Raw genomic sequence first — 13,842 nt, forward strand, 5'->3', positions numbered from 1 at the left:
GAGGCCCGCTGCGTCGTCCGCCGCGCTGTTAATGCGCTTACCCGACGACAGACGGGTGATCGCCTGCGACAGTGCGCTGCCGGAAGCGTTCAGGTTTTCCTGAGCGACCAGAGAACTGATATTGCTGTTAATGCTAAGCATGAAATTCTCCGTGTAAACGTTAACCTTAAGTTATCGAAATGTTGAGATCGGCGTCATATTCGTTCCTTGCTTGGCCGCCTCTGTCGCGTTGACGGCAATAACGAGAATGGATTAAGGCAAAAAGCGCCTGTCGGCCATTCAAGGCACGAGAATGTGGCTCGGCAGTCAAGCGTCCTCTACACCGTTGGCAGAAGATATGGCCGCCGCACTCCGCAGGGGAATTCGATGAATGGCGACGTGAGTCTTCTTCGCAAGTTGGCTCTAGAGGATGACCAGGCACGTCTTGGCGAACCTCAAGAATCACTGGCTCAGCGTGCATCGGGAGCTTTTCGCCGCGACTTGAAAATTTTCTTGGCGGCACTGACTCGCCCTAACGCTGCGGATGGATTGCCGCATGAGGTATGGGTGTTTATTAAAAGAGTTGAGCTCGATCAAACCATTTGGGACACCCTGGAGGGCGAACAAGTGGTGAATTGCTTGCAGGTACTAGCGGAGTACGACAAGGAGGGAGCATGTCGGAATGCAGCCCGCGCATTGGCCGCGCGACTTGTGCGCGACGAACAGATCATCGGCTCGCTCGATGCCCAACGTGTCTGCAGCTGTCTGAATGCGCTGTCAAAGTGGGATAGAGAACCATTGTGTCGAGCTGCGGGCCTACGTCTTGCAAACAGGTTGGCAAGCAATCGACTACTAACGGATGCACTGCACAGGCGAGCCATTCCAGGCTGCTTGAATGCGCTAGGTAGATGGTATGAAGAGAGGGAGTGTGTAGAGGCAGGGAAGCAGTTGGCAACACGCATCGTTGGCGATTGGAAACTGCTACACGGTCTCAACGGGATCGCAATCGCGCATTGCATGAATGCGTTAGGAAAATGGAGTGACGAACCAATATGTCTGGATGCGGGAAGACAGCTGGCAGACCGCATTGCCACGGAGGAACCGCTCGTTAGGCAGCTCAATGGCGTGCGCCTCACAAATTGTCTTGGCGCATTGGGAAAATGGAGTGAAGACGAGGTATGTTGCGCCGCGGGCTTGAGGCTCGCGAGGCGTTTGTCGGAAGACGGCCCCTTAAGAGATCATCTAAGTGCAAGGCACGTCGCGGTCTGCCTCGACGCTTTAGCGAATTGGTGTATGAACGAGCTATGCCGCAAGGCGACGGTTCAGTTGGCGAGACGACTCACGTCAGATTCGTCCATGTGTGATCGCCTTACTGCAAAACATGTGGCCAACTGCCTGGAGGCGCTAAGCAAACTCAACGTTGAGAGCGCCTGTCGATCGGCGGCGATACGGATTGCGCAGCGAATCCGGTTGGACGAAGCGCTGCGCGATAGCCTCGATAACCAGAGGGTCATAAGATGTTCGAAGGCTCTTCTCGCGTGGAGTCAGCAGGATGTATGCGACAGCGCGAGGAAACGCCTTGGTCAACTATTAAAAGAACGACGGGGCGTCTCAAAGACCACCGATGTGAAGATATCCGATTCTTTTATGGATTGAACGTTCGTCGTAGGACGCTACGGGGATTTTTTTATTCACTACGACCTATCCGGATGCGAGACATTTCCGTGAAATGTCGGGCGTGCTATTTGGCTTTTAAAGGCTGCTCGAAAAGGGACGCCTGCGAGCCGTCACGAACGCACGGTAGACGAAGACCAGTTGGAGAAAGCGAAATTTAACTATTAGGGATAACGCATTAACGTTTAAACGTCAATTCTCCGGCGCATCATCAAATACTGCATGACGCTTCGCACGCAAGCTGCTATCGAACACTATGCAATTCTCCACGTACGCCCTCAGACATAAGAGCCCCATAACCGACGAGGAGTGGCGAGAACTGGTAAGAAGAAACTGGAATATGGAATGCGAATTCGATTTAGGGGGCACCCGTGAGCTTCTGGCGACTTCGTGGTTGATGGGCGATTTAAGATTTGAGGTGGCGGATCTGTCCAGACAGCGATGGACATGGAATCCGGGGTCGGGGGTCAACAACTGGCGGAAGGACACACTCGTCATTTTTCTGGTTGAGAGCGGTGCGGTCGAGATAGAGCAGGAAGGCGTGAATGTGCAGATTACCGAGTCTTCCTTGCTGCTTTTTGACGCGAGCATTCCCTATACGCAAACGTCGGTTGGAAATGCTCGTGGGATGATCTTACGCGTACCGAGAACGTCTCTTGTCGGCAGAGCGAAGGCGGTCTTCGGTCGTGAGATGTTCGTGCTCGCGTCGACCTCGCCCGATGTTGCGTTGCTGAGATCGCTGCTGATCGCTGCGGCGGCTTACGGCGAGCGATGCAGTTCGTACGGCAGCAAACTTGTGGCCGAACATCTGATTGACCTGATGGAGATCATTACCGATGATCTCACGGCGCCGAAACGCGTACTAAGCTCCGATGTGATGCTAAAAAGGGTTAAACGGTTCATTGAACGTAACATTGGGAACGAGGACCTCGGCCCTGACATGATCGCTAGCGAGATCGGTATTTCGAGGCGCTACTTAAGGAGGCTCTTTGAGCGCGATGGGTCTTCCGTGACGCGGTATCTGTTGCAGCGACGACTCGAGAGAGCAAAAAAAATCTTGATGAGTGGCGGCGCCGGGCTTCGGATCAACGACGTAGCATGGCGATGCGGGTTTGTCAGCGCGGCGCACTTCAGTCGCGCGTTCAAGAAACAGTATGGTCGAAGTCCGACGCTTTTTCAGAGCAGTGGCACGGGCGGCACGGATGCGGAAATGCTTTGACGTTAGACGATAACTTACCCAATGAAGCATTAAAGTCGAAGCGCATTCGTCGTATGCGCAACGCGTGAACACAATGTCGAAGCTCCGCGTGCGTGCCCCCCGTACTCCGTGCGTTCCCGGATCGGTCTGATCCGGATGTACCGCCATTCCGTCGCGGAATGATAGCTATTGCCTCGCGGCCTCTACCAGGCATGAACGCTTGCGGCCAGGATAACGACACCCAACACTCTGTGAGGATGACGCAATGGGCAAGCTCTTCAGTCATACGAAAGTCGGACATTTCAATCTACGACACCGTGTGGTTCTCGCGCCGCTTACGAGAATGCGCACCGAGCCGGGCAACGTCCCGGGTGATCTCATGGTGGACTACTATACCCAGCGTGCGACGGAGGGTGGCCTGCTCATCACCGACGCGACGGCCGTGTCCCAGCTCGGCATCGCTTACGTTGATGCGCCCGGGATCTACAACGAGGAACAGGTCAAGGGCTGGAGGCGCGTGGTCGACGCCGTCCACGCCAAGGGCGCACATATTTTCCTGCAGATGTGGCACGCGGGCCGCCAGGCGCATCCTGCCAATACCGGTGGTGTCACACCCGTTGCCCCGTCACCGCTGCGTTCGCTCGAACATGCTGCGATTCGCGACGCGAGCGGTCAGGTCAGTGAGGCGGAACTGATTGTGCCTCGCGTTCTCGAGACAGCGGAAATCCCCGTTATCGTCGAGCAATTTCGTCGCGGCGCCGAACTTGCGAAGCGAGCCGGTTTCGACGGCGTTGAGCTTCATGGCGCCAACGGCTACCTGTTCGAGCAATTCCTGCTCGACGGCACGAACCATCGCAATGACGAGTACGGCGGCTCGCTCGAGAATCGCGCGCGATTCCTGTTCGATACACTCGATGCAGTCGTTTCCGTGTGGGGTCCGGGTCGCGTGGCCGTTCGTCTTTCGCCGAGCGGCACTTACGGCACCATGTCCGATAGCAATCCGCATGCGACGTTCGGCTATGTTGCGAGGCGGCTCAACGCGTATCACCTTGCATACGTCCACGTGATCGAACCACGCATTCGGGGCATCGTGGAGAAGGAGACGACCAACGCGGATGTCACGTCGAAGGACATTCGTCAGATCTACCAGGGCACGATCGTTGCCGCCGGCGGTTTCACCGGTGAGAGTGCTGAGCAGATCGTCGTCGATGGCCAGGCGGATCTCGTCGCCTTCGGCCGGATGTTTATTTCGAACCCCGATCTTCCGGAGCGACTGCGTACGGGCGCGCCGCTCAATCGATACGATCGCTCGACTTTCTACGGCGGCGACGCGCGCGGCTACACCGACTACAAATCGCTCTGAGGAAGTTGCTTCACGTCCACGGACGCGTCGGTGACGCCGCGCGCACTATTGCCACATGACGAAGCCGGCCCGCGGATGTGCACGGCTCATTCAGTCCTGAACATAGGAGGACATCATGCAAACGAATCTGGAAAACTATTTCTCTGCCTACCGCAGCTTGAAGTTGACACGCGATGACGACGGCGTGCTGGTCGTGCAATTCCATAGCGATGGAGGCCCGCTGACGTTCACGGCGGAGGCTCACACGGAGGTTGTCGACGCGTTCTACCGGATTTCTCAGGACCGTGCTAACAAGATCGTTATCCTAACCGGTGCGGGTGGGGACTTCATGACTGGCGTTGACTGGGCCTCTTTCAAGGATGTCTCCGATCCCGACGTTTGGAGCCAGATCCATGACGAAGGTGTGCAGGTGCTCGAGAACATTGCCAATATACGCGTGCCGGTGATCGCGGCCATCGAGGGACGTGCCCATATCCACTCCGAATATATTCTGCTGTCCAACGTCATCGTGGCAGCAGAAGGGGCATCGTTTCACGATATGGGCCACTTTGCGGCGGGTGTCGTGCCAGGCGACGGTATCTTTACCACCTGGAGCTATCGCGCGGGAGCAGGGCGGGCGGAAGCATTTCTGCTTAACGCGCAACCGATCAGGGCGGCTGTCGCGCACGAGTGGGGCGTGGTTGCAGAGGTCGTCCCAGACGGTCAGGCGCTTGGCCGTGCACAGGAATTGGCGAGGCAGTATTTGAAAGCGCCTGAAGTCGCGCGCCGCAACACGCGCGTGCATTTTATTTGGCCCTTGAAGCAACGCATCGTGCAGGAAGTTGGCTATGGGTTATCGCTTGAGGGGGCCTCCGCAGCCGCTCTTGTGAAAGCGATGCAGGCGAACCGCTGACTATGACGAGAGGGGTAGGCGGTATGGAACCCGGGGCCCTCCTATCTTTGGCCACGCTGACGAAATTGGACCGTATGCGGTGCCGGCGTTCACGATTGCGCATCACGAGGCGTTGACCGGCATGGTCGTGAGATTCCCGGGCACCTTGAAATCGCAGTCCATGGCTTCCCGAAGCTGATCGGCTGTCAGGCCCGGCGCGATCTCGACCAGCGTGAGCCCGCGTTCGCCCAATCGGAATACCGCTCGTTCGGTAACGAACATCACCTCCTGGCCGGCATCCCGAGACCTTGCGCCATTGAAGGTGAGATGGGAAACGCGCTGCGTAAACTTACGTATCGTGCCTTCCTTGACTATCACCAACCGTCCATCGCGAATCTCCGTTTCGAGACCGCGTGTCGTCAATGTGCCGCAAAACACGAGCTTCCTCGCGGCCTGGCTGATGTTGATAAAGCCCCCCGATCCTGGCATGCGTCCGTCGAATCGGCTTACGTTGACGTTTCCCTGCGCGTCGACCTCGCCGAAGCCGAGAAACGCAATGTCGATGCCGCCGCCATCGTAGAAGTCGAATAGGGACGACTGTTCGATCACGGCATCAGGGTTCATTGACGCGCCGAAAGACAGGCCGTCGTCGGGAATGCCCCCTATGACCCCCGATTCCACCGTCAAGGTGTAGTCGACTGCAGCCATGCGTTTCGCTTCGCTGCCGATCCGCGCGGGTACGCCTATGCCCAGATTGATATGTTTGCCGCTGTGTTTGATCAGTTCCATCGCCGCACGACCGGTGACGATCTGTTTGGCAAGCGACGTGCTTTGCGCGACGCGCGTTTGCGCGGCCGGCCGCGCGGTGCGTGACGTGTAGGAAGCATCGAACGACTTTCCGTAAGTCTGCGGATGATCGCCGTTGCCTGCCACGACGACATAGTCGACCAGAAAGCCTGGAATTCGCACATCGCTGACTCTCGCGGAACGTGCACCGACTAGCCGCTTTACCTGCACGATCACTTTGCCGCCCGAGTTGCGGGCCGCCTGCGCCTGTGCAAGCGCGTCCATCGATGAGGTCTCCTCGGAAAACGAAATGTTGCCGTGCTCGTCGGCCGCAGTGCCGCGCAGCAACGCACAGTCCACGCGCTGCGACGGGTAGAACAGGTACACGTTGCCGCGCAATTCGATACGCTCCACGAGCGGACGGCTGCCGGCCGTGTCGACGACGCCTCCGTCTACGATGGGGTCAACAAAGGTTCCGAGGCCAACGGGACTGACAATCCCTGGCGCGCCGGCCGCTATCTCGGAGAAAAGCTTGCTGATGATGCCTTGAGGCCAGTTGTGCGCTTCGATGCGTCCGGCGCGCGCCATCTCCCCGAGCTTCGGACACAGGCCCCAGAAGCCGCCGATCACCGCGGCAACAAGGTTATCGAGGGCGAGCGCGTCGGCCCCGTTGCCACGCCGGTCACCGGGCCCCGCGCCAAACAGGAGCCGCAGCGCCCTTGGCTGGCCCGTTTCGAGGAAGCGGGAGCGCAGTGCGCGCGTCAACGCGTCCGGGTGTCCGCAACTGCCGAACCCGCCTGGCACAATGCACCAACCGTCCTGAATGATGTCAACGGCCTCGCGGGCCGAAACGACTTTCATTGCAAACCCTATCGAAGGTGACTGGAAGGGCGCACGGCGGGTGCATCGCGACCGTGCGCCTCCGGTCGGGGCTCAGGTCAGTTGCTTCACCGGTACGTCGCGCATCGCGAGAATCGTGCATCCTGTGTCGGAACGCATTTCGTGTGTCGTGCCGGGTGCACGTACGATTAACGAGCCGGCGCGGTAGAGCACGTCGTTTTCGACGTATTCTCCCTGCAGAACCAGCACCATTTCATGTCCCATATGCACGTGGCGCGGCACGAACGCGCCGGGCAGGTAACGAAGGATCGCAAGGTCCGATCCTTGAGGGTCGTCGTGCGTGTTGTCGAATAGCACGTGAATCAGCACATTTTTTCGCAGACCAGGCTGATACTCGGTAAACGTGATGTTCGGCAATTCGATCTTGTCGAATTTGAACCTCATGAACCGGTCGTTCGGGTGATCTACGGTTTCAGTGGACGCCAGCGCATCGCGCTCAACGGTGATTGCGGACATATCGAATGACCTCGTATCGGGGGGGAGAGTGTGTCGGGTGGCGGGCTGTGTGTCTGCGAGCCCGCCGTCACGCTGCGGATACGGCTTCGCTCACGATAGGGATTGCAACCAGCCTCTGCGCGAAATGGCTCACGCAGAGCCGGGCATGACGGGAGATGATCTCGAGTGCGCTCGTGAAGAAGAAGACACCATTGGTCAGTTCGCCTACGGCGTACAGGTGGGCATCGGCCTGTCCGTCACGGTCTATGACCTGATAGCTATCCCTATCGACGGTGATACCGCCGTACCGGTGCGGGGTTGCGATGCCTTGTTCAAGCATCGCTTCGATAAGCGGCGAATCGATCTGCCGTACATCGCGCGGGCTGCCGGTAGCGTTGACCAGATAGTCGTAATCGAATTGCGCGGCGTTCGGCTCCTGAACGACGACCGAAAGGTTTCCCGCGTCGCTGACAGCGATGTCGAAATGGCCCGTGCGGAATTCGAGTTGTCCGGACTCGAGGTAGCTCAGGATCTTCTTCGCGTTTGCGACGGGAATCGACACACGGTAGGCCATAAACGCACTGAAGCAGCGGTGCATGAACTCGGTCTTTGCGTCTTCGTCGAGGTGCCACCAGATCTTCTCGATTGTGCCGTTGGTCGAGTACAAAACCGCTTGCCATAAACGATCGGAGCCGGCCAGCGCGATCTCCTTGCGCAGGAAGGCCGTCAGATCGTCAGGTGGCTGCGGCCACGAGAAGTCGGCCGGTTCGCCACCCTGCAGCGCGATTTCCATCGCGAAATGATCGACAAGTGCGCTAAGGCTGCCGGACGATGACTGGCCGAACGATTCGGCATCGATCCACTTCGGTCGAATGCGGCCTTGCGTTCCTCTCACGCAGGGAAAATATCCGCTGCGCGAGTGAACGACCAGCTTCCCCTGGTGGCCTTGCTCGTTCAGGCCGATGACCGCGTCGATGCATGAAAGCCGCGAACCGATCACGCCAACCGATGCGTGCTTGGGAATCTTGCGTGCGAGCGATGTCACCGGATACGGCGTGGGTACAAATCCGCTCGCTGCTTGCAGATGCGGCGGGATTTTAGCCGGCAGCGTTCCGCAGCACAGGAATACGTAATCGGTATTCAGCACGAGGCCGTAACCGGCATTCAGGATGTACCCATGGCGCGAGCGGCGTGCACAGGTCACCTCGGCGCCGATGCGCACGACTTCGATCTGGCGGCTCGCTGCCTGCCTGACGAGATCTTCGAGACAGTCCTGCATGTACAAGCCGAAGATTGGCCTCGGCATATAGGTATGCTGGTCGAACGGAAGCTCGCCATACAGCTTGTGCCAGACCTCTTTCTTCTCATGCAGCCACTGGTAGAAGCCGCCGGCCCTGTCATGAAACGGACTCGCAAAGCCCGCTTTGGTGTTCAACAGGTTGGTCTGGCAATCCGCATCGTAGGCTGCGCCTGTGCCGAACGGGTGACGCCCCTCGAACAGATAGACAACCTGTGGCAACTCGCGGTACTGCTCGCTTTGTTGCAGGTAGCAGTGAAGGAACGAGACCGCGGCGGCGCCGCCGCCTATAATCGCAATCGAGCATTTCATCGTAAACTCGCAACAATAGATCAGTAAACCTAATTGTTAAGGAAATTGCATCGCGTACTGTCTACCTGAAGCCCGCCCCTCTAAGCCGTTCCGGCCAGCATGGCGCGGGCGGCTTCCTTCGCGTCGACTGCGGCAGTCGCCGTTCCTTCGACCATGGACAGCGTGATTGCGCCGTCGAGAAGTATGAGCAGTTGCCGCGCAAGCGAATGGGCGTCGCTCGCACCGCTTGCCGCGCACAACCGCTCCAAAAATTCAAGCAGGCGCTTGTTATGCATGAGGGTGACGAGCTTGATATCGCGGCACGTGTCCTTCACTTCCGCTGCTGCGTTCAGCAGTGCACATCCGTAAAAACCGTCGCCGCGAAGCCACTTGCGCAATACGTCGAACATGCCGAGCAGCTGTTCGGACGCGACAGTGCTTTGCGCCAGCGTGCTGCTTTCGAACCACGCAATCCACCGTTCGCTTCGGCGTTGCAACACCGCAGTGAACAGTTCGTCCTTTGACTGGAAGTAAAGGTAAAGACTCTTCCTGGCCGTACCTGAGCGGCGCACGATTGCGTCGACGCCCGTGCCATGGATACTTGCCAGATTGAGCAGTTCGTCGACGGCGTCCAGTAGCCGCTCGCGCGGGCCGGGTAGAGATGGATTCGGCATCGAATACAACAGGGAAAGATTTGAACGGAGCGGCGGCGTCGACCGTGCGACCCTTCCCGCTAACGCATGAAGGAACCGGGTAGCCTCGTCAGAACCAGTATCTCGGCCAGGACCTGTCCTTGCCCGCGTTATTGACCACCAGCGCGATGAGTACAAGGATCACGGTGCTAGCCAGCACGGGGGCCGCGAGAAAGCTCCAGCTCAATTTGGCCGCAATCATGACGACGAGCGGATCTGCACCGGCAGGGGGGTGCGAGGTTCGCGTGTACAGCATCAGCGCAATGGCGATGCCGACCGCAAGTCCCATTTCTATGGGGCCTACACCGATGTACTTGAGAAAGATCAGTCCGACAAGGCTCGACAGCAAGTGGCCGAACACCACGTTTCTGGGTTGCGCAAACGGGGCATCGGGAGCACCGAAGAGCAGAAAGCACGAAGCGCCGAGTGGGGCCATCAGAAGCGGCACCTGGTAAGACCTGGTGAGCGCGGCGAGGGTGCCTATGGCAAGGCCGCCGCCAATCAGGCCACTTACGACCTGCCTCAACGGCGGCGCCGGGGGACGCGCACCACCACCCCGAATCTTGTTCCTGATTGTCGACATCGAATATCTCCGTAATGGATGAAGAGTGTTCTGATGGAGATTCCCATTCAATCGCAGGCGATAAGCGGACTCTTTTTCCGTCAATGTTTGTGCTGTGAAAACACTCGTTGTGGCGACGATATTCCGTCAATAAATGCTTTAAATTCAATGAAGTCGACGTCGATAGTGACAGGACGAAGACAAGAAGTGAAAATTAATTCTCGAATTGTGCGATAGTGATCTGACTCGGTTGTTATCGATTGTCAGCAATTAAAAACCGGATGTGTTTTTCGGATTGGGCATTTATATATTCCCAGAGAGGCAATATGAGACGCGGCAATCCCGAACCGCGCGGCGAGCAGGTCGCGCTGTATAGCGACAAGGGGAGGGTGTTCTATTTATCGACACATTCCGTGCGAACGGCAGTCAGGCCAAGGGACGCACGGGCCACGCGAACCTGAGCTTGCAGGACGCTCGTGAAGGCATTGCAGCCACGCGAAATGCCGAGCATTCGCAATCGATCACTTTCGCGACACAGGCGGCAACTTGATGGTGTCCTCCCTATGACCGCAGAGAACGTGTTTGAGCGCGTTCGGTGTTTCTCCTCTGGCAAGGTACATGATGTTGTCGTCGTTATCGGGTGACACGCCGCCTGAAACATAGTCCAGATTGAGCGCGTGCCTCGTTTTCCACGCAATATTGTGGTCCGCGCAGGAGCTCTCCGAACCCACGCCGATCGCGCCGACATAGCCCTCCGTTGGGCTATAAAGCGCGAGGCCTCCACCCGTGGCGAAGAATCCCCCCGGTACTTTGCCGATGAGCGGGTCGTCCTTGCTGCCGTACGTCTGCGGATCGCCGGCATAAGCGACTGCTGGATCGAGCGGTTCGGATTCTCCGAGACCAAATAGCGAGCCGCCCGGCTGGACCTCCGAGTACAGGTTGGCAGAGGAAACGGCACGTCCGGGTAACGACACGAGAAGCGCAGTATGCGCAACAGCGGCGGCGGCGAGTCGGCCAGCCGAGCGCTGGTCCCCAGGTGCTTTGCCCGAAAACGTGACCGCGCATACGGCACCGTCACGATTCAGCACAACGCCCCACACATCGATGTTATAGCCGCCGTTGTCGGTGTGTCGGACCGATGCCAGCGCGCGGTGCAGGCTCTCCCAGCCAGGCAGCTTGTCGCAACCGGAGGCGAGGGCGGCTGGAGTATGGGTTGCGATGCCGAGAGAAACGACCAGGAACAGTCGTGACGTGTTTGAAAAAATCCGGAAGCGTTTCAGGAAGGGCATGAGATTGGCTTTCATCGATTGCTCTGCATGGGTCAGCACGTTCGCCCGGCAAACCACTGTCCAGGCGCTCGTCTGGAAATGCCTCACAGCCTCGCATGTTTCAGCTTCGCGACGAATGCATCGCCGAAAGCGTCCGACGAGAAGGGCTGCTGTCCGCTCACCAGTTCGCGATCTTCGATGACGTTAGGCTGGAACGCGCCCACCCGGTCAACGTGCGCGCCCGCTTCGGAAAGCGCATCGGCTGCGTAGAACTTCACATAACCGCCAAGCTGGCGGCCCTTTCCTTCGATTGCGTGCTCTTCGCCGGACGCGAACACCGTCAGGCGATAGTTGGCGTATGGCCAGCCGCGAGCGAGGGAAGCGGCCTTCAGGAAATCGCCGGCGATCATTGCGTTGCGAAACGCTTCGGGATCGGGCAGCGTGGAAAGCAGCGCAGCCGGCCCGTGGCAGATGACGCCGGTCGGGCGGCCAGTGACGTGGAAGTCCATCAGAATCGCGCCGAGGGTCTTGTCATGCGACAGATCCTGCATCGGTGCATGGCCACCCGGAATAAAGACGCCGGCGTAATCGCTTGTGCCTTGCTTTTCAATCTGGGCCAGTGTTTGTGGATGCTGGATACCCGGAAAATCGCCGACAAATTTAACGGCGTTGGCGCGTGCGGTGTCATCGCCACCGAAGAACATCTTGTCGTTCGAGACCGGATCGAACGAAGCCGCTTTGCCCTGAGGACTCGCGAAAACCGGCGAGTATCCGGCCGCGACAAGCTTCTGCAGTGGAACGGCCAGTTCGTCGAGATAGTAGCCGGTGTTGTATTCCTCGCCGTCGCGCAGATCGAGTTGATGCGCATTTGACAGTACGACGAGCACTTTGCGCGACTGGCCCGGCTTGGGTGCCGTGGCGGAATCCTGCGCCACGACGCTGGTCGCCGCCAGGGCTGCGACGCAGAGCGCGGCAAGCGGACGTAGCAGGCTCACTGGACGTGCGCTGCGTGCACGCACGGAAGCGTTGTGTTTGGCCGTGTCATGACGGAGTTTGGTGTTGGAGGTCAGTATCGACATGATGGTTTTGGGAAGCGTTAACGATTCGAAATAAAGAAACCTGAACGACACCGCATCACCGATGCGCCTGTGCGTTGACAGAACTCTATTGCTCGCCGCTTTAGCGATAAACTAACGCGATACAACTTCATAAGTTACATCGCGTATTGAATGGCGCGAATCTTCAATCCGATCCAGCTGGGCAGCATTGAACTGTTCTGTAAAACGGCGGAACTGGGCAGTTTCGTGGCGGCTGCTCAGGCGCTGAGCATCACGCCCGGCGCGGTCAGCCGTTCGATTGGTCGGCTGGAGGAGCGGCTCGGCGTGCGCCTGTTCGTGCGCACGACGCGGCGCATCAGCCTGACGGACGAGGGGGCGCTCTACCACGCGGAATGTCAGCAGGCGCTCAAGCAGATTGCGGGCGTCGAGCGGGAGATCAGTGGCAAGCAACGCGAGCCGGGCGGCGTATTGCGCGTCAGTGCACCGACCACCTATGGGCATTCCCGGTTGGTGCCAATGATTGCCCGTTTTTGTGAGGCGTTCCCGCGCGTGGACGTGGAACTCGAACTCTCAAATCACAACATCGATTTCGTCAATGACGGTTTCGATGTGGCAATCCGGCGTGGCGAACCACCGGACTCGCGGCTGATTGCGCGACCCCTCGAAAACGCGCGGTTCGGGCTCTATGCCGCGCCGGCTTATCTGGCACGCCGCGGTGCGCCGGTCAGCACGGGTGAGCTGGCTCATCACGACTGTATTCAATTCGTTTTGCCAAGTAATGGGCGGCCGCTTCCATGGCAATTGCGCGGCGAGGATGGGAAGAACATCGATTTCCTGTTCAGCAGTCGCTACCGCGTGCAAGGCGACGTACTCGGCTGCGTGACGCTCGCGCGTGCCGGTGCCGGGATCTGTCAGGTCTATCAGTTCGTCGCGCAGGAAGCGGTCGACCGTGGCGAGCTGGTGGAGATCCTGGAGACTGAAAACGGGGTGTCGAGACCGTTCTCGCTGCTGTATCCGCGCAACCGCCATCTGTCGGCGCGGGTGCGAGCGTTCGTCGATTTTGTGCTTGAGGAGGTTGGGCGGGAGATCCGTTAGCCCGCCTTAGGTCGTTGCTGCGTCTTCTTGCTACGAGTCGTGTTGTCGGTCTCGCGCAGCGCCGCGTTGGCCGTGACTAACAATGCAGCGTCATGGTTACGCAGCACTGCGTCGGCCGCGTCAAAAGCTTTATTCAGTTCCTTGTTCCCTGCCTTCGTCGCATTGCCGCCCGCAGCAACGATGTCAGCCTCCTTCTTCAGTCGCTTTACGAGTTTCGCGGCAAACCGGCTATCTAGCGATCCGTCCTGGACGAGTTCCTTGACCTGTGTGGTGAGCGTCACCAACGCCAGTTCCGTTGTTGCGTTCGAGTCGCTGTCATTGCCGGACGACATTTTCTTGCTCATCAAAATTCTCCAGAGTGTATTTGCTGCTG

Annotated in this window: 14 protein-coding genes; 5 read left to right on the forward strand and 9 right to left on the reverse strand. The window is 58.5% G+C overall.

All coding sequences use genetic code 11. The features are described from left to right. A partial coding sequence (locus tag HV796_RS33840) for a flagellin N-terminal helical domain-containing protein (protein ID WP_484555916.1) occupies positions 1–141 on the reverse strand: 141 nt, incomplete at its 3' end. A 225-nt stretch (positions 142–366) separates the two neighbouring features. Between HV796_RS33840 and HV796_RS33845 the strand changes: the two genes are divergently transcribed. From HV796_RS33845 to HV796_RS33860, 4 genes are all read left to right on the forward strand, one after another. Further along, the gene (locus HV796_RS33845) at positions 367–1,635 is read left to right on the forward strand and encodes a hypothetical protein (protein WP_175232254.1); all 1,269 of its coding nucleotides are present in this window, start codon (positions 367–369) and stop codon (positions 1,633–1,635) included. Between the two features lie 358 nt (positions 1,636–1,993). Then, complete coding sequence (locus HV796_RS33850) at positions 1,994–2,872, forward strand: helix-turn-helix domain-containing protein (protein ID WP_175232255.1); 879 nt, start codon at positions 1,994–1,996, stop codon at positions 2,870–2,872. A gap of 244 nt (positions 2,873–3,116) precedes the next feature. Next, positions 3,117–4,214, forward strand: a complete 1,098-nt coding sequence (locus HV796_RS33855; protein ID WP_175232256.1) for an alkene reductase — start codon at positions 3,117–3,119, stop codon at positions 4,212–4,214. A gap of 115 nt (positions 4,215–4,329) precedes the next feature. Then, entirely contained in the window at positions 4,330–5,106 is a 777-nt protein-coding gene (locus HV796_RS33860) for an enoyl-CoA hydratase/isomerase family protein (protein ID WP_175232257.1), read from the forward strand. A 102-nt stretch (positions 5,107–5,208) separates the two neighbouring features. Here HV796_RS33860 and HV796_RS33865 read toward each other — a convergent pair whose 3' ends face one another. From HV796_RS33865 to HV796_RS33895, 7 genes are all read right to left on the reverse strand, one after another. Then, complete coding sequence (locus HV796_RS33865) at positions 5,209–6,732, reverse strand: acyl CoA:acetate/3-ketoacid CoA transferase (RefSeq protein ID WP_175232258.1); 1,524 nt, start codon at positions 6,730–6,732, stop codon at positions 5,209–5,211. 72 nt (positions 6,733–6,804) lie between these two features. Then, the gene (locus HV796_RS33870; RefSeq protein WP_175232259.1) at positions 6,805–7,227 is read right to left on the reverse strand and encodes a cupin domain-containing protein; all 423 of its coding nucleotides are present in this window, start codon (positions 7,225–7,227) and stop codon (positions 6,805–6,807) included. Between the two features lie 67 nt (positions 7,228–7,294). After that, entirely contained in the window at positions 7,295–8,815 is a 1,521-nt protein-coding gene (locus tag HV796_RS33875) for an FAD/NAD(P)-binding protein (RefSeq protein ID WP_175232260.1), read from the reverse strand. Positions 8,816–8,895: 80 nt separating this feature from the next. Beyond that, positions 8,896–9,468, reverse strand: a complete 573-nt coding sequence (locus tag HV796_RS33880; protein WP_175232261.1) for a TetR/AcrR family transcriptional regulator — start codon at positions 9,466–9,468, stop codon at positions 8,896–8,898. Positions 9,469–9,556: 88 nt separating this feature from the next. Further along, complete coding sequence (locus HV796_RS33885) at positions 9,557–10,069, reverse strand: HPP family protein (RefSeq protein ID WP_175232262.1); 513 nt, start codon at positions 10,067–10,069, stop codon at positions 9,557–9,559. Positions 10,070–10,569: 500 nt separating this feature from the next. After that, complete coding sequence (locus HV796_RS33890) at positions 10,570–11,352, reverse strand: hypothetical protein (RefSeq protein ID WP_217478071.1); 783 nt, start codon at positions 11,350–11,352, stop codon at positions 10,570–10,572. Positions 11,353–11,420: 68 nt separating this feature from the next. Beyond that, positions 11,421–12,311 carry a type 1 glutamine amidotransferase domain-containing protein gene (locus tag HV796_RS33895; RefSeq protein ID WP_175232263.1) on the reverse strand — a complete coding sequence of 297 codons (891 nt, stop codon included), beginning with the start codon at positions 12,309–12,311 and terminating at the stop codon, positions 11,421–11,423. Between the two features lie 234 nt (positions 12,312–12,545). Between HV796_RS33895 and HV796_RS33900 the strand changes: the two genes are divergently transcribed. Beyond that, on the forward strand, positions 12,546–13,469 hold the full coding sequence (locus HV796_RS33900) for a LysR family transcriptional regulator (RefSeq protein ID WP_175232264.1): 924 nt from the start codon (positions 12,546–12,548) through the stop codon (positions 13,467–13,469). On the opposite strand, the gene HV796_RS33905 is transcribed toward HV796_RS33900, so the two are convergent. Further along, positions 13,466–13,813 carry a hypothetical protein gene (locus HV796_RS33905; protein ID WP_175232265.1) on the reverse strand — a complete coding sequence of 116 codons (348 nt, stop codon included), beginning with the start codon at positions 13,811–13,813 and terminating at the stop codon, positions 13,466–13,468. The genes HV796_RS33900 and HV796_RS33905 overlap by 4 nt on opposite strands. Positions 13,814–13,842: the final 29 nt, after the last annotated feature.

It is taken from the genome of Paraburkholderia humisilvae (assembly GCF_902859855.1).
Classification (GTDB): Bacteria; Pseudomonadota; Gammaproteobacteria; order Burkholderiales; family Burkholderiaceae; genus Paraburkholderia; species Paraburkholderia humisilvae.